The organism is Pseudomonas carassii, assembly GCF_036324045.1.
Classification (GTDB): Bacteria; Pseudomonadota; Gammaproteobacteria; order Pseudomonadales; family Pseudomonadaceae; genus Aquipseudomonas; species Aquipseudomonas peradeniyensis.
The window spans coordinates 68,147-87,883 of record NZ_JAZDCT010000023.1; the positions used below are offsets into that span (position 1 = coordinate 68,147).

Sequence of the window (19,737 nt, forward strand, 5' to 3'; positions counted from 1 at the left end):
GAGCGGGCTTGCCCCGCGATGATCAGGCCCCTTTGGCCGAAGGCAGCTTCGACACCAGGCGCAGCGACACGGTCAGCCCTTCGAGCTGGTAGTGCGGGCGCAGGTAGAAGCGCGAGTTGTAGTAACCCGGGTTGCCTTCGACTTCCTCGACCACCACTTCGGCGGCCGCCAGTGGGTGCTGGGCCTTGGTGGTCTCGGTGGAGTGCGCCGGGTCGCCGTCGACGTAGTTGAGGATCCAGTCCTGCAGCCAGCGCTGCATCTCGTCCTTTTCCTTGAACGAGCCGATCTTGTCGCGAACGATGCACTTCAGGTAATGGGCGAAGCGGCAGGTGGCGAACAGGTACGGCAGGCGCGCGGCCAGGTTGGCGTTGGCGGTGGCGTCCGGGTCGTCGTACTCGGCCGGCTTCTGCAGCGACTGCGCGCCGATGAAGGCGGCGAAGTCGGTGTTCTTCTTGTGCAGCAGCGGCATGAAGCCGTTCTTGGCCAGCTCCGCCTCGCGGCGGTCCGAGATGGCGATCTCGGTCGGGCACTTCATGTCCACGCCACCGTCGTCGGTGGGGAAGGTGTGCGCCGGCAGGCCTTCGACTTCACCGCCCGACTCCACGCCGCGGATGCGCGAGCACCAGCCGTAGTGCTTGAACGAGCGGTTGATGTTCACCGCCATGGCGTAGGCGGCGTTGGCCCAGGTGTACTTGCTGCTGTCGGCGCCGTCGGTGTCTTCCTCGAAGGCGAAGGCCTCCACCGGGTCGGTCTTGGCGCCATAGGGCAGGCGTGCCAGGAAGCGCGGCATGGTCAGGCCGATGTAGCGCGAGTCTTCCGATTCGCGCAGCGAGCGCCAGCCGGCGTATTCCGGGGTGGTGAAGATCTTGGTCAGGTCGCGCGGGTTGGACAGCTCCTGCCACGAGCCCATGCCCATCACCGTCGGCGAGGCGGCGGAGATGAACGGCGCGTGCATCGAGGCGCAGACCTTGGACACTTCGCCCAGCAGCTCGACATCGGGGGGCGACTGGTCGAAGTAGTAGTCGCCCACCAGGCAGCCGTAGGGCTCGCCACCGAACTGGCCGTATTCCTCTTCGTAGAGCTTCTTGAACACCGGGCTCTGGTCCCAGGCGGTGCCCTTGAACTTCTTCAGGGTCTTGTGCAGGTCGTTCTTCGAGATGTTGAGCACGCGGATCTTCAGCTGCTCGTCGCTCTCGGTGTTGTTGACCAGGTAGTGCAGGCCGCGCCAGGCGCTTTCGAGCTTCTGGAAGTCATCGTGGTGGATGATCTGGTTGACCTGGGCGGTGAGCTTGGCGTCGATGGCGGCGATGATCTGCTCGATCGAGCCGATGGCATCGTTGGAGACCAGGCTGGTCTGTGCCAGGGCTTGCTCGGCGAGGGTGCGCACGGCGCTCTCGACGGCTTCCTTGGCCCGCTCGGTCTTGGGCTTGAATTCCTGCAGCAGGAGGCTGGCGAACTCGCTTGGGTCCTGGGTGGCCGCCTGCGGGGCCTGGCTGTCGCGCAACGGATCGTTCATGGTCGGTCTCCTCAGGCCTTCGGCTCGGTGTCGGCGGGTTTCGGCGCGCTGGCCAGGGCCTGGAGCAGCGCCGGGTCCTTGATGGCCTTGAGGATGATGTCCTCGGCGCCGGTCTTGCCGTCCATGTAGGTCAGCAGGTTGGCCAGCTGGGTACGGGCCTCGAGCAGCTGGTTCAGGGCATCGACCTTGCGCGCCACGGCGGCGGGGCTGAAGTCGTCCATGCTCTCGAAGGTGATGTCCAGGCTCAGGTTGCCTTCACCGGTCAGCTCGTTGGGCACGTTGAACGCCACGCGGGGCTTCATGGCCTTCAGGCGCGAGTCGAAGTTGTCGACGTCGATCTCCAGGAACTTGCGGTCGGCCACGGCCGGCAGCGGCTCGGCGGGCTTGCCGGCGAGGTCCGAGAGCACGCCCATGACGAAGGGCAGCTGGACCTTCTTCTCGGCGCCGTACAGCTCGACGTCATATTCGATCTGTACCCGCGGCGCACGGTTGCGCGCGATGAATTTCTGGGAGCTGTCTTTCGCCACGTTGTTCCTCCTGGTCGCCGGTACGGCGGCTCTGCTTGTTGCGGGCGTCGGTGTTTAGGCGGCCGGAACGACGTCAATCGTGTTCCGGGCCACGCAGGTTCTCGAATTGCGACATGCCATCGGGGATCAGGTCGCGGACGATGGTCGCGAAGTCGGCGTCGACCAGCTTCTTCGCCCGGCGCAGCAGCACCGGCAGCGGGCTGGAGGGCTCGTGGCGGGCGTAGTACTGGAGCAGGCGCTCGAGGCTCTGCAGCACGTCGTCGCGGCTGTTCACCTCGCCGGGGCGCGCGGCGACACGTGGCGCGGCGACGGCGGCGGGCAGCGGGTCGTCAGGGACGCCGTGCGCCGTCACTTCGTCCATGCTCGCGCTGACCGGCGCCGAGCCTTCCGGGCTGTAGTCGGCCAGCACCTGCTGGACCTGGCGCAGCGGCTGGCGCAGGGCGGACAGGTCGACGCCGCTGGCCGAACCGACCTGGTCGTTGACCCGGCTCTCGATGGTGTCCAGGGATTCGCGGGCCAGTTGCAGGGCTTGGCGGCATTGCGCGAGCTGCTCGGGGTCGGCGTCGCGCAGGGCGGCGGCCAGTTCCTCGGCGCTCAGCTGCTCGCTGGCGAAGTGCTGCACGCCCGCCGCATGCAGGGCGGCGCGCAGGGTGACCGGGCCAAAGGTGCGCGAACGCACCAGCACGGCGTCGCGCAGCAGGGCGATGTTGGTGTCGCAGGTGAGCCCGGCCAGGGCATTGACCCGCACGGTGGGGTCGTTGTCGTCGGCGGCGTCCAGCTGCGGGTGCAGGTGCAGCCAGTATTCGCCCAGCAGGTCGCGGATCAGCTCGAGGCTCGCGGCCAGGCCTGGCAGGCCATGCAGGGCCAGGTTGGCCTGGACCAGGAAGTGGGTGATGCGCAGGTCCTTGCTGCGTTGCAGCAGGCTGGTGCAGGACTGCTCGATGTCACGCCACTGCGGCGGCTCGGCCGCTTGCACGGCGTCGCCCATCACGCGCTCGGGGCGGCCCTGGGCGTCACGTTCCAGTTGCAGGAAATCGGCATCGTATTCGAGGTCGTCGCCGCACGGAAAGTCTGCGGAAACAGCGGCGAGCAGCTGCGGTGAGTTCACCAGAAATCGATCTCCATATCGGCCCTTGGTGAGGGCGTCGTTTGCGCCAAGTTGCAAATGTGAAATGGCGCACAAACTTGTCAAAGAATGCGAAGTTGATATCACCGTGATATCACTTTGGCACTCTTAAGTTGCGCATTTATGGTTTATTTCCAAATTGCTGTCAAGGTAAGCTACGCGCCGCGAAGGGTGACTGTGAACCAGTTGGCAGGTATTCGTGTCCATTGGTCAGGTGCCATCAAAGTGCCTTGCCGATAGGGTTTAATACGACCTTCCGGGAAGCGAATTTCGGTGTTATGCCCAGTATTTACAAGGGTTTAGCCGGAAAGCGAGGTCGGGCTCGCGAATCCACTCAAATGGATGTGTGAGTGTTTCATATATATGCAAGGAGGCGTGATGGCACTTTGCCTGACCATTACCAGTTATCACAAGATCACCCCTGGGCAATGCCCGGAGAAGTTGCTGGAAAACGGTGCCATCAGCGTAGGTCGTGCGGCGGATAATGACTGGGTACTTCCCGATCCGGAGCGCCTTGTTTCTTCGAAACATTGTGTGATCCAGTTCAAGGATGGCCGCTATTACTTGACCGATAACAGCACCAACGGCGTGGAACTGGTGCATGCCGGTATTCGCCTGCGTCGCGGTAACAGCGAACCGCTGATGGACGGTGAAGTTATTCGAATCGGCGATTACGAGATCCAGGCGCGCATCGATGCCGGCCTGTCGATTCCGGTCGCCGGGCAGCCGCAGACCCACAGTTTCGAAGCCCTGATGGCCAACCAGATGGCCGCCCCGAGCGCGCCCATCGTCGGCGCGCCGGCCGCGTTCTTGCAGGGGGCTTCGAGCCACGACACCCTGCCGGACCTGTTCGATTTTCTTGGCCCCTCAAGCGTGCCCCCGGCCAGCCAGGCGGACCATGTCCCCGCACAGCAGCATGACTTCCGTCCACCCACGCCGGTGGCACCGCCGCCCGCGCCGGTGCAGGCCGCCATGCCCGCCGCGCCGGGCATGATCCCCGATGACTGGAACCTGCTCGACGAAACGCCGGTCGTTGCTCCCCAGCCTGCGCCTGTGATCGCGCCGCCCCTGCCAGAGCCGGTAGCGCCGGTGGCACCGGTCGTCACGCCTGCGCCGCCGCCCATCGCCGTGTCGGCACTTGCGCCCGAGCCGGCTGGTGCCGGCGATGCCTTGCTGCAGGCCTTCCTGCGTGGCGCGGGCATCGAGCACCTGCGCATCGACGCGGCCGATGCCGCTGCGCAGATGGAGGCGGTCGGGCGCAGCTACCGCCTGATGGTCGAAGGTCTGATCGATGTGCTGCGCGCGCGCAGCAGCCTGAAGGGCGAGTTCCGCATGCAGCAGACCACCATCGCCCCGGTGCGCAACAACCCGTTGAAGTTCGCCCCCAACGCCGACGAAGCGCTGCTGTTGCTGCTGCGCGAGGGCAATCAGGCGTTCATGGCCCCGGACCAGGCGGTGCGCGACAGTTTCGACGACCTGCGCGCCCACCAGCTGGCGGTGATGGCGGGCGTCGAGGCGGCCATCAAGCACCTGCTCGAGCGCTTCGAGCCTGCCCGCCTGGAGCAGCGCCTGGCGCCCGCCGCCGGGTTGGCCAAGCTGTTCGGCGGTTCGCGCCAGGCCCACTGCTGGCAGCAGTTCACCGAGCTCTACAGCCAGATTTCCCGGGAAGCCGAAGACGACTTCCAGGACCTGTTCGGTCGCGAGTTCAGTCGCGCCTACGAGGCCCATAGCCAACGCATTCAACGCTCCTGAGGCCAACGCCCGGAGCACAGGAAGAACACAGGACGTCATGAGGACGAGGATGAGTGCAACGAGACTGATCGCAGCCCTGGCCATGGTGCTGCTCAGTGCCTGCAGCAAGGACAGCCCGGTCGAGCCTGCCGTCACCGACGCGGCGCCGGCGGCCACGGGTATCACCCTGTACTTCAGCGCCGCGGCCGGGCTCAACCCCGGTGCCGGCGGCACGCCCGCGCCGGTGCGGGTGCGCATCTACGAGCTGAAGAACAGCGCCGCCTTCGCTCGCGCCGACTATTTCGCCCTGGCCGAGCGCGCCCAGGCCACCCTGGCCGCCGATCTGATCGACCAGGACGAAGTCCTGCTCCAGCCCGGCGAGCAACTGCGCCTGGAGCGTCCGCTCGACCCGGCCACGCGCCAGGTCGGCCTGGTGGTCGGCTACCGCGAGGTCGACCAGGCCCAGTGGCGCAGCGTGCTGCCGGTGCCGCCCCGTGACTATCAGATCAGCCTCGATGTGCGCGCCGTGCGCAGCGCCGTGGCCACCCCACAACCTGAGCCTGCCCGCTAGGCAATCGGAGAACCCATGTCCTGGAACAATCGCGTGGTCTGGTCGGAAGGGATGTTCATCACCACCCAGCACTTCCAGCAGCACGACCGCTACCTGGAAAACTTCGTCGACGCCCGCAACCGGCCACTCAGCGCCGCTGCCTGGGGTTTTTCCGAGCTGCTGGTCGACCAGGGCCTGCTGGCCCAGGGCAAGCTGGCGATCCTCAGCGCCCGTGGCCTGTTGCCGGACGGCACGCCGTTCGACATCCCGCGTGACGACCTGCCGCCCGCGCCGCTGGAGATTCCCGACGACCTGCGCAACGGCGTGATCTACCTGGGCCTGCCGCTCAAGCGCGCCGGTGCCCGCGATACCGTCGATGACGGCGAAACGCCCGACGGCGCGCGCTATGTCAGCCGTATCAGTGAAGTCCGCGACGACAACGCCCCGTTCGAGAACCGCGCGCCATTGGCCCTGGGCAGCCGCGCCCTGCGCCTGCTTCGCGCCGAGGACGGCCTGAGCGACTATGCCGCGCTGGGCGTGGTGCGTATCCGGGAGAAGCGCGCCGATCGCGCCCTGGTGCTGGATGACGGTTACATCCCGCCGCTGCTCGATGTGACCGCCAGCAACCTGCTGTCGGGTTTCCGTGGCGAGCTGCTCGGCCTGCTGCACCAGCGCGGCGAGGCCCTGGCCGGGCGCGTGGTGGCCTCGGCCAACGGCGGTGCCTCGGAGATTGCCGATTTCATGCTGCTGCAACTGGTCAACCGCGCCCAGCCGCTGGTCGAGCACCTCAACCAGCTGACGCCGCTGCACCCCGAGCGGTTGTACAGCGAGCTGGTGGCCCTGGCCGGCGAGTTCGCCACCTTCACCCGTGAAGGGCGCCGCCCCGAGGCATATCCGGTGTACCAGCACGACGACCTGGCGGCCACCTTCGCCCCAGTGCTGGCCGCCCTGCGCGAGGCCCTGTCGATGCTGATCGACAGCAAGGCCGTGGCCATCCCGCTGGTCGAGAAGGCCTACGGCATTCATGTCGGCATGCTGGCCGACCGCAGCCTACTCGACAGTGCCAGCTTCGTCCTGGTGGTGCGCGCCGACGTGCCCAGCGAGACCCTGCGCAGCCGCTTCGGCCAGCAGAGCAAGATCGGCGCGGTGGAGCACATCCGCGACCTGGTCAACCTGCAACTGCCGGGCATTGGCCTGCTGCCGCTGCCGGTGGCGCCGAGGCAGATTCCGTTCCATGCCGGTTCCACCTACTTCGAGCTCGACCGAGGCAGCGAACACTGGAAGCAGCTGCAGCATTCCGGTGGTTTCGCCTTCTACGTCGCCGGCGAGTTCCCCGGCCTGAACCTGGCCTTCTGGGCCATTCGAGGATAAGCCGCGATGCAATCGGACGATCCGTTGGCCAATGACCGCACCCAGTTCATGCCGCGCCCCGGTGGCCGAGGCCCGCAGCCGGCCACGCCGGGACCTGCGCAGGCGGCGCCGCCACCGCCTCTGAACGTGCCGGCCGAACCACTGGCGCCGGGCCAGGCGGCGGGTTTGAACCCGCTGGAGCAGGCGGCCGGCCCGCTGCTGGCGTTGCTCACCCGCCTGCGCAACACCATCGCCCACCCGGCGCCGGCCAGCCTGCGTGCGCAACTGCTGGCCTACCTGCGCCAGTTCGAGGAGCGCGCCGAGGCCGCCGGGGTCGCGCGCAACGAGGTGCTGCTGGCGCGCTACGCCCTGTGCACCGCGCTCGACGAGGCAGTGCTCAGCACGCCGTGGGGCAGCGCCAGCGACTGGGGCAAGCAGAGCCTGCTGATCACCGTGCACAACGAGGCCTGGGGCGGCGAGAAGGTGTTCCAGCTGATGGAGCACTGTCTGCAGAGTCCACGTGAGCGCCTGCATCTGCTGGAGCTGTTGTACCTGTGCACCAGCCTTGGCTTCGAAGGCCGCTACCGGGTGATGAACGGTGGCCGTGCCCAGCTCGAGGCACTGCGCGAGCGCACCGCCGCGACCATCCGCAGCGCTCGTGGCGATATCGAGCGCGAGCTGTCGCCGCATTGGCGCGGCGTCACCGTGACCCGTGACCGCCTGGCGCAGTTCGTGCCGCCCTGGGTCGGCCTGGCCCTGGCCCTGGCGCTGCTGTTGCTGGTGCTGTTCGGCCTGCGCCTGAAGCTGGCCGCCGACGCCGAGCCGGTGTTCCGTGGCATCCATGCCCTGGGTGAGATCCCGGTGCAGGCCATGGACCGCCCGGTGGTGCAGCCAAAGCCGGTGGAACGTCCACGCCTGGCCGGTTTCCTGGCCGAAGACATCAAGGCCGGGCGGGTCGCCGTGGAGGATGCGGTGGACCGCTCGGTGGTGACCATCCGCGGCGACGAGCTGTTCGCCTCGGCCAGCGCCAGCATCAAGGGTGACTTCGAGCCGCTGATGCTGCGCATTGCCGAAGCCGTCGCCAAGGTCAAGGGCAACGTGAAGGTCACCGGCCACAGCGACAACCAGCGCATCGCCACGCTGCGCTTCCCGTCCAACTGGGCGTTGTCCCAGGCCCGTGCCGAGGAGGTGAAGAACCTGCTCGCCGCCCGCACCGGCCAGCCCGGGCGTTTCAGTGCCCAGGGCCTGAGCGACACCGAGCCGCTGGCGTCGAACGACAGCGCGCAGGGCCGGGCGAAGAATCGCCGGGTTGAAATCACCGTTCTGGCGGAGGGCGTCGAGTGAAGGCGTTTTTCAGTTTTGTCATTCGCTGGGTGGTCCCGGTGCTGGGCCTGCTCGCCCTCAGCCTGATCATCTGGTTCCTCGGTCCGCTGCTCGATGCGCTGGTGCCGGTCGCGCCACGTCTGGTGCTGATCGTCCTGCTGTTCGCGGTGTGGATCGCCTACCGCGTATGGCGCATCGTCCAGGCCCGGCGCCAGGCGGCCAAGGTGATGCAGAGCCTGGCTGCCGAAACCGCGCCGGACCCTGCCGGCGTTGCCACAGCCGAAGAGCTGGCGACCCTGCGCCAGCGCATGGACGAGGCCCTGGTGCTGCTGAAGAAGGCGCGTCTGGGCGGTGACGAGCGACGCAACCTGTACGAGCTTCCGTGGTACGTGATCATCGGCCCGCCCGGCTCGGGCAAGACCACCGCGCTGGTCAACTCCGGCCTGCACTTCCCGTTGGCGGCGCAGCTGGGCGAGGGCGCCATTCGTGGCGTGGGCGGCACACGCAACTGCGACTGGTGGTTCACCGACCAGGCCGTGCTGCTGGACACCGCCGGCCGCTACACCACCCAGGACAGCCATGCCCAGGTGGACAAGGCGGCCTGGCTGGGCTTCCTCGACCTGCTCAAGACCCAGCGTTCGCGCCGGCCCATCGACGGCGCCTTCATCGCCATCAGCCTGTCCGACCTGCTGCTGGGCAGTGACGCCGAGCGCGCCGCCCACGCGGCGGCGATCCGCACCCGCATCCAGGAGCTGTACAGCCAGCTGGGCGTGCGCTTCCCGATCTACCTGATGCTGACCAAGCTCGACCTGGTGCCGGGCTTCATGGAGTTCTTCGACAACCTGAGCAAGGAAGAGCGCGCCCAGGTGTGGGGCATGACCTTCCCCCTGGATGACGGCCAGCACGGCGATGGCCCGCTGGCCCAGTTCGGCAGCGAGTTCGCCTTGCTCGAGCAGCGTCTCAACCAGCGTCTGGTGGAGCGCCTGCAACAGGAACGCGACCCGGCGCGGCGCGACCTGGTCTACGGTTTCGTCCAGCAGTTCGCCGCCTTGCGCGGCAACCTCAAGACCTTCCTCGACGGCATCTTCAAGCCCAACGCCTTCGAAGCGCGCGCGCTGCTGCGCGGCGTGTACTTCACCAGCGGCACCCAGGAAGGCAGCCCCATCGACCGCCTGATCGGCAGCATGGCCCAGAGCATGGGCCTGGACCGTGCCCACCTGGCGCGGCAGAACGGCACCGGGCGCAGCTACTTCATCGAGAAGCTGTTCAGCGCCGTGGCCTTCGCCGAGCGCGGCCTGGTCGGCAGCAACCCCAAGGTCGAGCAGCGGCGCAAGTGGATCGCCCGCGGCGCCCTGGCCCTGAGCGTGGCCCTGGTGCTGGTGGTCGGCACCTTGTGGACCCTGAGCTATCGCGCCAACCAGCAGTACATCGCCGAGGTCGACAGCCGCCTCAAGCCGCTGGGCAAGAGCGTGCAGGAGCTGAGTCCGGCGCAGCGCAACGTGGTCGAAGTGCTGCCGTTGCTCAATGGCGTGCGCCGCCTGGCCGAAGATCCGCCCGGCTGGGCCGAGGGCCTGGGGCTGTACCAGGGCGACATGCTCGAAGGCGAGTCGGACAGCGTCTACCGCAAGTTGCTGATCGCCATCTTCGCCCCGCGCCTGGTCACCCGCATCGAAGAGCAGCTGTATGCCGGCGGCCCGTCCGACTACCTCTACGAGGGGCTCAAGGCCTACCTGATGCTGGCCGACGGCGAACACTACGACGCCGAGTTCATCAAGGCCTGGGTTACCCTCGACTGGGAGCGCAGCCTGCCCCGCGACCTGGCGCCGGACCTGCGTCAGGCCCTGGAGCAGCACCTGGCGGCGCTGTTCGACAAGCGCCCGCCCAATGCCCGTCTCGACCAGCGCCTGATCGACGACACCCGCCGCCAACTGCAGCAGCTGCCGGTGGCCCAGCGCGTCTACGATCGGGTCAAGCGCCAGAAACTGCCGGCCGGAGTCAGCGACTTCCGGGTCAGCGACGCCGCCGGCCGCGACGCCGCGCTGGTGTTCCGCTTCAAGAACGGCAAGCCGCTGAGCGAGCCGCTGCCGGGCATCTTCACCGTCGAGGGCTACCGTAAGGCGTTCCTCGCCGCCAGCCTGGCCCACAGCGAGACCCTGGCCGAGGAGCGCTGGGTGCTGGGCCGCGAGGCCAGCGAATCGGGCGATGCCAAGCGCCTGGCCGACGATGTGCTGCAGCTGTACTACCAGGACTACATCCGCCATTGGGATGCGCTACTGGCGGATCTGGACTTTGTGCCGATCACCAGCGTCGGCCAGGCCGCCGATGTGCTGCGGGTGCTGTCCGGGCCGACCTCGCCGATGAAGAAACTGCTGCAGGCGGTCGCCAAGGAAACCAACCTGGCGCAGCCGACCACTCTCGACAAGGTCCAGGCCAAGGCCGAGCAGGCCGGTGTCGACCAGTTGCGCCAGCGCCTCGGCGGCCTGCTCGGCGATGCGCCGCTGCCCAGCGACAACCCGGCTGCCCGTGAGGTGGACCCGGTGACCGCGCACTTCTCCGAGCTGGCCGCGCTGGTGGAAACCGGCGAAGGACAGCCTGCGGCCATCGACGGCCTGCTCACCGACCTCAACGCCCTGTACGTGCAGGTCAGCGCCATGGTCGGCGCCAGCGGCGACGCGCTGCTGGGCGAGGCCAAGAACCAGGCCCAGGCCGCCGCGCAGCGTGTCGCCCTGGGCGCCGCGCGCCAGCCCAAGGTGGTGCAGAACCTGGTGGGGTCGGTGCTTGGCTCGACCCATAACATCGTCATGGGCGGCGTGCGCAACCAGCTCAACGCCGCTTGGACCAGCGAGGTGGTGAACGTCTACCGCCAGTCCCTCAGCGGCCGCTACCCGCTGGTGGCCGGCAGCACGCGGGACGCCACCCTGGAGGACTTCGGTCTGTTCTTCGGCGTCGGCGGGGTGATGGACAACTACTTCCGCAAGTACCTGCAACCCTACGTCAATACCTCGAGCACGCCGTGGAGCTGGCAGCCCGGCGCGGCGCAGAAGCTGGGGATCAACAGCAACGTGCTGTACACCTTCCAGCGCGCGGCGAGCATCCGTGATGCGTTCTTCCGCAACAGCAACGGCGTGCAGCCGGGCGTGCGCTTCGAGCTCAAGCCGGTGGCGATGGACGCGACCATCACCCAGTTCCTGCTCGACCTCGATGGCCAGCAGGTCAGCTACGACCACGGCCCAAGTCGGCCGGTGGCGTTGCAGTGGCCGAATCCCAACAGCATCGGCGTGGTGCGCCTGTCGATCTCGCCGCCCTCGGCCACCGGCCGTTCCGGCCTGACCGTGGAAGGCCCCTGGGCCTGGTTCCGCCTGCTCGACCAGTCCGACCTGGTGGCCGGCAGCTCGCCGGAGCGCTTCAACCTGCGCCTGCGCGTCGATGGCGCCAGCGTGTCCTACGAGCTGCGCGCCAGCAGCGCCTTCAACCCGTTCCGCAGCCGAGTGCTCAGCGGTTTCAGCCTGCCGGAGCACCTGTGAACGACGTGGGTTTCTACGGAAAACTGGCCAGCCGCGGCGACTTCGTCAGTCGCGGCCTTCCAAACAGCTTCATCCAGCCCTGGGACCAGTGGCTGGCGGCGGGGATGCAGGCCAGCCAGCAGGCGCTGGGCGAGCGTTGGCTCGAGGCCTACCTGGTCAGCCCCTTGTGGCGATTCGCGCTGGCGCCGGGGCTGTGCGGGCCCGAGGCGGTCATCGGCGTGCTGATGCCGAGCATCGACCGGGTCGGGCGGTATTTTCCGCTGACCGTGGCCCAGGTGCTGGAGCCGGGGCAGCTGTTGGCGCCTGTGGTGGCCGGGGCCGAGGAATGGTTCGAGGCGGTCGAGGAGGCATTGCTGGCGACGCTTGAACCCGGTGCTGCCTTTGAGGAATTCGAGGCTGCTTTGCAGCCTTTTCGCGGCGCGAGGCCGCTCCTACAGGGACCTCAGGTGACTGTCGGTGGGTTGCAGCGGTTGGATGCGACCACGCCGCAGGGGCGCGCACTGGCCTTGGCCGAATGCGCCTGTGAGGGCATGAGCCTGTGGTGGGGCAGGGGTTCCGAACGTATCGCCCCGGGGTTGATGCGCTGCGCGGGCCTGCCGCGCAGCGAGGATTTCGCCGGGTTTCTACTGGGTAGCGAGGCGCGCAGCGAATGACCGACATGCAGTACACAGCGGCCAGCTACAGCCATGTCGGCATGGTGCGCAAGATCAACGAGGACGCCTGCCTGGAGTTGACCTGGGCAGGCCTGTGGGCAGTGGCCGACGGCATGGGCGGGCATGCGGCGGGCGACTATGTCAGCAGCCTGGCCATGGACAGCCTGCGCAGCCTGCCGATGCTCGACTCGCTCGACGACTTCAGCGGCGAGGTGCGCGACGGCCTGGCCTGGGTCAACGGCATCGTGCGCGAGGAAACCGTGCGCCGTGGCGTGGCGATGATGGGCAGCACCGTGGTGGTGCTGGCGGCGCGTGGCGACCAGGCCATCGGCCTGTGGGCCGGCGACAGTCGCCTGTACCGCCTGCGCGATGGTCGCATCGAGCGCCTCAGCCACGACCACAGCTACGTCCAGGAGCTGCAGGACAGCGGCCTGCTCAACGAGGCCGAGGCGCGGGTGCATCCGCGCGGCAACATCGTCACCCGCGCCATCGGCGTCGAGGATGACCTCGACCTGCAGGCCGTGGCCCTGCAGGTGCGGCCCGGCGACACCTACCTGCTGTGCAGCGATGGCCTGAACAAGACCGCCGAGGACCACGAAATCGCCGAAGTGCTCGGCCACGCCGACCCCTACGAGGTGGTCCGCAGCCTGGTGCACCTGGGGCTGACCCGTGGCGCGCCGGACAACATCACCGCAGTGGTCGTCAAGGTGAACTGAAGACATCATGGACATGCAAATCCCCGGATTCGACATCGATCGCGAGCTTGGCCAGGGCGCCATGGCCAGCGTGTACCTCGCCACCCAGCGTTCCCTGGAACGCAAGGTGGCGCTGAAAATCATGGCGGCGAGCCTGGCCGCCGACCCGACCTTCTGCGAGCGCTTCCTGCGCGAAGGGCGCACCCTGGCGCGGCTGGCGCACCCGAACATCGCCACCATCCACGACATCGGCAATGTCGGCGAGCTGTACTACATGGCCATGGAGTACCTGCCCGACGGCACGCTCAAAGAGCGCATCGCCGATGGGCTGACGCCCGAGCAGGGCCTCGCCTACGTGCGCCAGATCGCCCAGGCGCTGGGTTATGCCCATGCCCAGGGCCTGGTGCACCGCGACGTCAAGCCGGCCAACATCCTGTTCCGCGCCGACGGCACCGCGGTGCTGTCGGACTTCGGCATCGCCAAGTCGCTGGATGACCGCACCCAGTTCACCCAGGCCGGCTTCGCCGTCGGCACGCCGAGCTACATGAGTCCGGAGCAGGCGCGCGGCATGGAGATCGACGGCCGCGCCGACCTGTATGCGCTGGGCGTGGTGCTCTACGAGATCCTGGTCGGCAAGCTGCCGTACAGCGGCACCGACGCGCTGTCCACGGCGCTGGCGCACCTGACCGAGCCGCTGCCGGCACTGCCCATCGAGCATGGCCGCTACCAGGACATCCTGCGGGGCCTGCTGGCCAAGGATCCCAACGAGCGCTTCGCCGACGCGGCGGCGTTGCTGGCCGCGCTGGACCGCCTGACGGTCCAGGCGCCGGTCGAGGACAACGACAGCACATTGGTGCGGCCGTTGCCGATCCCGCCGCCGGTCACCCCGCAACCGGTGTCCATCGACATTCCGCAGGCCGTTGCCGCTCCCGTGAGCGAGCCTGCCCGGCGGCCCGAACCCAATCCCGCGCCCGTCGTGAAGTCCGGATCGAACAAGCCGGCCAAGGCCGTGCTGGCGGTGGCGATCGCGGCGGCGCTGGGATTGGGTGGTGCGTTTTTCTGGCTGCTCGGCGGCAGTGACGCGCCCGCGCCAGAAACACCGGTGGCGCAGACGCCCGCCGACAGCGTGGCCCCCGCCGAACCCAAGATCACACCCGTTGCCGCCTCGGACGATGGCCGCCCACTGCTGATGCCCGGCAAGAAGACCCTGTTCCAGCGTGTGCTGACCAAGCCCGAGGCCCAGCTGGTGGCCCAGCCCGGCGATGCCTCGGGCGAGAAACTGCCGGCCTTCTCCGTGCTCTACGTCTACCAGCGCAAGGACGTCGGCGGCCAGGCCTGGGTCCAGGTCGGCGCAGCCAGCGACGGCCAGCGCGATGGCTGGCTGCCGGCCGCGCAGACCAGCGACTGGAAACAGAGCCTGGTGCTCAAGTTCACCGAGCGCTCGGGCCGCTCGCCGGTGATGTTCATGCGTCAGGTGGACGATGTGCAGCACTTGCTCGACGACACCGCCCAGGCCCGCGACAGCCTGCTCAAGGCACAGAACCACCCCGACCAGGTACCGCAGGTGATGGCCCTGGAGCCGGCGGCCAGCGCCGTGCCGCAGAACCAGTTCTACCTGATGCCGATCTTCGACTACCGCGAAAGCTTCGATGCCGGCGGCCAGCCGGTGCAGCTGCTCAACATCGCCTCGATCGACCCCGGTGCCAGTGCCCGCGACAGCGCGCCCAAGGCAGCCGGCGTGACGGCGGTCGGCGACAACAGCTTCCGCACCGGCATCGTCCTGGTGGTGGACACCTCGGTGTCCATGCAGCCCTATATCGACCGTGTACGCCAGGTGGTCAGCGAGCTGCAGCAGCAACTGGCGGCCCGGGGCGAGCTGGACAGCGTCAGCTTCGGCCTGGTGGGTTTCCGCAACAACGTCAAGCGCACCCCGGGCCTCGAGTACTTGAGCAAGACCCTGGTCAGCCTGGAGGAGGGCCGGGATCCTGCGCGCTTCCTCAAGGCCGCCTCGCAGGTCAGGGCCACCAGCGTTTCCAGCCATTCGTTCAACGAGGACGCCTTCGCCGGGGTGATGCAGGCCGTCGAGGGCATGGACTGGTCCGGCTACGGCGGGCGCCTCATCCTGCTGGTCAGCGATGCCGGCGCACTGCGCAAGAATGACCCGTTCAGCAGCACCCAGATGAACGAGGCCGAAGTGCGCCAGGCGGCGCTGAGCAAGCAGATCAAGATCTACGCCCTGCACCTGCGCACCCCGGCCGGGGTGAAGAACCACGGCGCGGCCGAAAGCCAGTATCGCGTGCTCACCGCCGACAGCAACCCGCAGATCGGTGACCTCTACGTCGGCGTGCCGGGGGGCGAGGTCGGCGTGTTCGGCGAGCGCGTGCGCGAGATCGGCTCGACCTTCGCCGAGCTGGTGCATCAGGTGCGCAACCAGCAACCACAGCCGGTGCCGCTGCTGACCTCGGCCTCGGGGTTGGCGGCCAAGTCCCAGGCCATCGGCTATGCCATGCACATGGACTTCCTCGGCCGCCATGGCGCGAGCCAGGCGCCGCAGCTGGTCAGCGCCTGGACCGCCGACCGCGACCTGACCAACCCGACGCTGCCCACCCTGCAGGTGTGCGTGATGCTCACCAAGCTGCAGCTCAACGACCTGCAGCAGTCGCTCAAGCTGATCGTCGATGCCGCGCGCAAGACCCGCAGCTCGCCGGGCGACTTCTTCAACGAGATCGCCAGCGCCAGCGCCTACATGAGCCGCGATCCCGGCGCCCTGCGCAAGGGCGCCAACCTGGCCCAGGGCGGGGTGCTCGGCGAGTACCTCGATGGCCTGCCGTACCGCAGCAAGTCCCTGAGCATGACCCAGGACCTGTGGCTGTCGCTGTCGGTGGCCGAGCAGGAGGACTTTATCGACGAACTGGACTCGAAGATCCGCCTGTACGAGACCTTCCACAACGACATGGCCAACTGGGTGCGCTTCGGCAAGGCCGAACCGGGTGACGCCCTGTACCGTGTCCCGCTGTCGACGCTGCCGTGATGATTCGCCTGGACGGGGTGCGCATGACGCGCGGGCAGGGCGCCCAGCGTTACAGCCTGCAGGTCGACCGGCTGCACCTGGCCGTGGGCGAGCGGGTGGCGCTGGTCGGCCCCAGCGGCTGCGGCAAGAGCACTTTGCTCGACCTGCTGGCGCTGGTGCTGGCGCCGGATGCGGCAGAGGGCTTCGTCCTCGGCGGCGAGGATGTCGCCGGGCTGTGGCACGGCCGGCAGCTTGATCGCCTGGCCAGCTGGCGCAGCCGCCACCTCGGTTACGTGTTGCAGGCGGGTGGGCTGCTGGGCTTTCTCGACGTGCGCGACAATATCCGTCTGCCACGCCAGCTGCTGGGGCTCGGCGATGACGGCAGCGTCGAGCGCCTGGCCGAAGCGTTGGATGTGCATGACCAGCTGGGCAAGAAACCCGCCGCCCTGTCCCTCGGCCAGCGTCAGCGGGTCAGCTGCGCCCGTGCCCTGGCCCATGCCCCGACGCTGCTGCTGGCCGACGAACCGACCGCCGCGCTGGACCCGGTCAATGCCGAGCGGGTGATACAGCTGTTGCTGCGCGAGGCCGAGGCGCGCCAGGTGACCTGCGTGGTCGCCACCCACGACGAAGGCCTGGCCCGCCAAGCCGGGTTGACGGTGCTGCGCATGGCCTGTCGGCGTGAGGTCGACGGTGGTGTCACGGCAACGCTGGAGCGGGCCGCCTGATGCGCCCGCTGCTGATCGCCGGGCTGGCCTGGCAGGACTACCGCAACGATGCGCGGCTGTCGGCGTGCGGCGTGCTGGCGCTGGTGGCGGTGATTGCGCCGCTGCTGGTGCTGTTCGGCCTGAAGTTCGGCCTGGTCGGCAGCCTGACCGAGCGCCTGCAGCGCGACCCGGGCGTGCGCGAGATCATTCCGCTTGGCGGTGGGCGCTTTCGCGCCGAATTCATAGAGGAACTGGCACAACATCCGGGAGTGGCCTTCGCCATCCCCCGGACCCGACAGATCGCCGCCACCGCCGAACTGCTGTTGCCCGCCCACGGGCGTGGCCTGACGGTTGAGATGCTGCCCACCGCCGAGGGCGATCCCTTGTTGGCGCAGGTTGCTCCCCCGACGGGTCTGCAACAGGTGGTGCTGAGTTTTACCGCCGCGGAAAAGCTCGGCGCCAGGGCCGGAGACGAGCTGCAGGCCAGCTTCAGCCGTCGACAGGCCGGACAGATGCAATGGCGGCAGACGCGTCTTCAGGTCATCAGTGTGTTGCCCCTGGCGGCGTTCGAGCGCGATGGCCTGTTCGCATCGTTGCAGCTGCTCGAGGCTGTCGAGGACTACCGCGATGGCCGCGCGGTGCCGACACTGGGTTGGCAGGGCGAGGAGCAGGGAAGCGCGCAGCAGCGGGTGTACCCGGCATTTCGCCTGTATGCCCGCGAACTGACCGATGTCGAGCCGCTGCGCCAGTTCTTCGCCGAACACAAGCTGCTGGTCTCGACCCAGGCCGCACAGATCGCCCAGGTGCAGTCGCTCGGTCGCAACCTCGACCTGGTGTTCTGGATCATCGCCAGCTTGGCCGTGGCCGGCGCCGTGGCGGCCATTGCCGCGGGCGCGGTGGCGGCGGTGGAGCGCAAGCAGCGCGAGCTGGCGGTGCTGCGCCTGCTGGGCTTCGGCACTGCCGCGCTGCTGTTGTTCGTGGTGCTCCAGGCGCTCTACAGCGGCCTTTTGGCCGCCGCCGTGGCGGGGTTGTTGTACCTGTTGGCCGAACATGGCCTGAACCGACTTTTCATGCAGGTGCCCGGCGAGTTCGCCAGCCACCTGCTGCCCATGCACTACCTCGTTGCGTTGTGTGCCGTGCTGCTGGCCAGCACCGCCGCCGCCGCCCTGGGCGGCTGGCGGGTGGCGCGCATCGAAGCCTGCCAAGGAATACGTGATGTCTGATCGCCGTCTCGGGGCTGCCGCCCTGATCCTCACCGCGCTGAGCCTGGGGGCCTGTTCCCCGGCCGATGGCGACGACAAGGCCAAGCCGGCCGTGCAGTCCCAGGCCGGGGCCGACAGCAAGTTCGACAACCCCAAACCGTTGCCAGGCGATGTCAGCCTGCCGCTGCCCTGTGGCGGCGAGCTGGTGCTACGCAGTGTCTACGTGCTGGCCCAGGGCAGCCTCGACGACCGCGAGGTCAACCTCGGCTACCCGTTCAGCGAAGGCGAGGCCGGCTACAAGCAGTCGTTCATTTCCGGCTACCGACGCGACTTCATCAACGGCCAGTTCAGCCTGCAGGACCTGGCGCCGCAGTGGCAGAAGGCCGTCGGCCCGAGCCTGCCGAAGGTCGAGAAAGGCAGCCCGCTCACGCCGATGATGTACTTCATCGGCAAGTACGAAGTGACCGCCCGCCAGTACGCCCAGGTGATGGCCCAGGCGCCGTCGCTGGCCGGCGGCGACGCGGCGCCGGCCTGTGAGGCGAACAACGACGCGGCGGGGCGCCTGCCCAAGGTCAAGCTGTCGCGCTTCGAGGCCGAACGTTTCGCCGCCGTCTACAGCGCCTGGCTGATGAAGCATCATCGCGACCTGCTGCCGGTCAGTGGCCGTGGTAGCAAGGCCGAGGACGGTGGCACCGGTTTCGTACGCCTGCCCACCGAAGTCGAGTGGGAATTCGCCGCCCGTGGCGGTTCGGCGGTCAGCCGCCAGGAACTGGAAGGACGGCTGTTCCCGCGCAAGGTTGAAGGCGCCGACAGTGAGGGACCGCTGGCCGACTTCGCGGTGTTCAACCAGGTGGCCGGTGGCACCGGGCAGGCGGCGCGGCTGATGCCGATCGGTACCAAGCAGCCCAACCCGCTGGGGTTGTTCGACGTGATCGGCAACGCCGCCGAGATGGTCCAGGAGTCGTTCCAGCTGGTCAACGCAGGGCGCCTGCAGGGTGCCTACGGTGGTTTCGTGGTCAAGGGCGGCAACTACCTCGAGGGCGAGGGCACCCTGTTCACCGGCATGCGCCGCGAGTACCCGCTGTTCGGCGCCGACGGCACCGAGCAGCGCAACGAGACCACTGGCTTTCGCGTGGCCATCGGCGCCCTGTCGGCGCCGCGCTCGCGCTACCAGGAACTGTTCGAGCAGTGGCAGAAGGAAGGCCGGCTGGCCGGCCTGACCGACGATATCGACGCCGCCCAGGACCCGACCAAGCGCCTGGACAGCATCATCGCCGCCGCCACCGACCCGCGCCAGCAGGCCGAGCTCGGCCTGGTCAACGAAGAGCTCAAGCGCAACGTCTCGCTGATCGCCCGCCAGCGTGAAGAGGCCGCTGGCAACCTGATCCAGTCCGCCGCCCTGGTGGCCGAGACCGTCAACAACTACAACATCCGCCTGACCAATCTGCAGGCCACCCAGGCCAAGGCCGAGGCTTCGGGCGACCAGACCAGCGCGCGCATGTACGGCGCCGCCATCGCCAATGGCCGCGCCGCGCTCGACGGCGCCGTGGCCATCTACATCGACAACCTGTCCAGCGGCACGCGCTACACCGACGCGGTGATCCAGGCGCAGTTCCAGCGGGTCAAGGAAGAGCTCAATCGCAAGCCGGTCCTGGGCAACAGCCTGGTGACCCGCGCCACCCTGTTCGTCCGCCACGTCGGGGAGTACCGCCAGAACCGGCGGGCCGATCCGGCGACGATCCTCAAGGAGCTGCTGGCATCGGCCGCCCCGCGACCCTAAGGACAGCTTCGACAGAAAGGACTCCCGGGAGGCACGAAGCCCCCGG

The 19,737-nt window shown here is 68.2% G+C and carries 14 protein-coding genes; 11 read left to right on the forward strand and 3 right to left on the reverse strand.

Annotated elements, in window-relative coordinates; translation table 11 throughout:
- Window positions 1–22: 22 nt before the first annotated feature.
- The 3 genes from tssC to tssA form a co-directional block, all read right to left on the reverse strand.
- Entirely contained in the window at window positions 23–1,516 is a 1,494-nt protein-coding gene (gene tssC, locus V0R62_RS17390; protein WP_046857484.1) for a type VI secretion system contractile sheath large subunit, read from the reverse strand.
- Window positions 1,517–1,527: 11 nt separating this feature from the next.
- Window positions 1,528–2,043, reverse strand: a complete 516-nt coding sequence (tssB, locus tag V0R62_RS17395; RefSeq protein ID WP_023632506.1) for a type VI secretion system contractile sheath small subunit — start codon at window positions 2,041–2,043, stop codon at window positions 1,528–1,530.
- A gap of 73 nt (window positions 2,044–2,116) precedes the next feature.
- Entirely contained in the window at window positions 2,117–3,151 is a 1,035-nt protein-coding gene (gene tssA, locus V0R62_RS17400) for a type VI secretion system protein TssA (protein ID WP_330104610.1), read from the reverse strand.
- Window positions 3,152–3,547: 396 nt separating this feature from the next.
- Here tssA and tagH point away from each other — a divergent pair, with 396 nt between their 5' ends.
- Genes tagH through V0R62_RS17455 form a run of 11 tightly spaced genes read left to right on the forward strand, consistent with a single transcriptional unit; the run spans window position 3,548 to window position 19,691 of the window.
- Window positions 3,548–4,921 (forward strand): type VI secretion system-associated FHA domain protein TagH, encoded by a 1,374-nt coding sequence (tagH, locus tag V0R62_RS17405; RefSeq protein WP_330104611.1) that lies wholly within the window; start codon window positions 3,548–3,550, stop codon window positions 4,919–4,921.
- A 49-nt stretch (window positions 4,922–4,970) separates the two neighbouring features.
- Window positions 4,971–5,471, forward strand: coding sequence for a type VI secretion system lipoprotein TssJ (tssJ, locus tag V0R62_RS17410; protein ID WP_186712079.1), 501 nt, complete (start codon window positions 4,971–4,973; stop codon window positions 5,469–5,471).
- Between the two features lie 15 nt (window positions 5,472–5,486).
- Window positions 5,487–6,821 (forward strand): type VI secretion system baseplate subunit TssK, encoded by a 1,335-nt coding sequence (gene tssK / locus V0R62_RS17415; RefSeq protein WP_203648699.1) that lies wholly within the window; start codon window positions 5,487–5,489, stop codon window positions 6,819–6,821.
- A gap of 6 nt (window positions 6,822–6,827) precedes the next feature.
- On the forward strand, window positions 6,828–8,144 hold the full coding sequence (locus V0R62_RS17420; RefSeq protein WP_330104612.1) for a DotU family type VI secretion system protein: 1,317 nt from the start codon (window positions 6,828–6,830) through the stop codon (window positions 8,142–8,144).
- Window positions 8,141–11,647, forward strand: coding sequence for a type VI secretion system membrane subunit TssM (gene tssM / locus V0R62_RS17425; RefSeq protein WP_330104613.1), 3,507 nt, complete (start codon window positions 8,141–8,143; stop codon window positions 11,645–11,647). The genes V0R62_RS17420 and tssM overlap by 4 nt, the downstream gene beginning before the upstream one ends.
- On the forward strand, window positions 11,644–12,300 hold the full coding sequence (gene tagF / locus V0R62_RS17430) for a type VI secretion system-associated protein TagF (RefSeq protein WP_330104614.1): 657 nt from the start codon (window positions 11,644–11,646) through the stop codon (window positions 12,298–12,300). Before tssM ends, tagF begins: the two co-directional genes overlap by 4 nt.
- Window positions 12,297–13,016, forward strand: a complete 720-nt coding sequence (locus tag V0R62_RS17435) for a PP2C family protein-serine/threonine phosphatase (protein ID WP_050703375.1) — start codon at window positions 12,297–12,299, stop codon at window positions 13,014–13,016. The genes tagF and V0R62_RS17435 overlap by 4 nt, the downstream gene beginning before the upstream one ends.
- A gap of 7 nt (window positions 13,017–13,023) precedes the next feature.
- Window positions 13,024–16,026 carry a serine/threonine-protein kinase gene (locus tag V0R62_RS17440; RefSeq protein WP_330104615.1) on the forward strand — a complete coding sequence of 1,001 codons (3,003 nt, stop codon included), beginning with the start codon at window positions 13,024–13,026 and terminating at the stop codon, window positions 16,024–16,026.
- Window positions 16,026–16,730, forward strand: a complete 705-nt coding sequence (locus tag V0R62_RS17445) for an ABC transporter ATP-binding protein (protein ID WP_330104626.1) — start codon at window positions 16,026–16,028, stop codon at window positions 16,728–16,730. The genes V0R62_RS17440 and V0R62_RS17445 overlap by 1 nt, the downstream gene beginning before the upstream one ends.
- The gene (locus V0R62_RS17450; protein ID WP_330104616.1) at window positions 16,730–17,932 is read left to right on the forward strand and encodes an FtsX-like permease family protein; all 1,203 of its coding nucleotides are present in this window, start codon (window positions 16,730–16,732) and stop codon (window positions 17,930–17,932) included. The genes V0R62_RS17445 and V0R62_RS17450 overlap by 1 nt, the downstream gene beginning before the upstream one ends.
- The gene (locus tag V0R62_RS17455) at window positions 17,925–19,691 is read left to right on the forward strand and encodes a formylglycine-generating enzyme family protein (protein WP_330104617.1); all 1,767 of its coding nucleotides are present in this window, start codon (window positions 17,925–17,927) and stop codon (window positions 19,689–19,691) included. Before V0R62_RS17450 ends, V0R62_RS17455 begins: the two co-directional genes overlap by 8 nt.
- Window positions 19,692–19,737: the final 46 nt, after the last annotated feature.

Coding starts and splice junctions, on each gene's coding strand:
- tssC (WP_046857484.1), bottom strand. CDS start 1,516: ATGAACGATCCGTTGCGCGACAGCCAGGCCCCGCAGGCGGCCACCCAG.
- tagH (WP_330104611.1), top strand. CDS start 3,548: ATGGCACTTTGCCTGACCATTACCAGTTATCACAAGATCACCCCTGGG.
- tssJ (WP_186712079.1), top strand. CDS start 4,971: ATGAGTGCAACGAGACTGATCGCAGCCCTGGCCATGGTGCTGCTCAGT.
- tssK (WP_203648699.1), top strand. CDS start 5,487: ATGTCCTGGAACAATCGCGTGGTCTGGTCGGAAGGGATGTTCATCACC.
- V0R62_RS17420 (WP_330104612.1), top strand. CDS start 6,828: ATGCAATCGGACGATCCGTTGGCCAATGACCGCACCCAGTTCATGCCG.
- V0R62_RS17435 (WP_050703375.1), top strand. CDS start 12,297: ATGACCGACATGCAGTACACAGCGGCCAGCTACAGCCATGTCGGCATG.
- V0R62_RS17440 (WP_330104615.1), top strand. CDS start 13,024: ATGGACATGCAAATCCCCGGATTCGACATCGATCGCGAGCTTGGCCAG.
- V0R62_RS17445 (WP_330104626.1), top strand. CDS start 16,026: ATGATTCGCCTGGACGGGGTGCGCATGACGCGCGGGCAGGGCGCCCAG.
- V0R62_RS17450 (WP_330104616.1), top strand. CDS start 16,730: ATGCGCCCGCTGCTGATCGCCGGGCTGGCCTGGCAGGACTACCGCAAC.
- V0R62_RS17455 (WP_330104617.1), top strand. CDS start 17,925: ATGTCTGATCGCCGTCTCGGGGCTGCCGCCCTGATCCTCACCGCGCTG.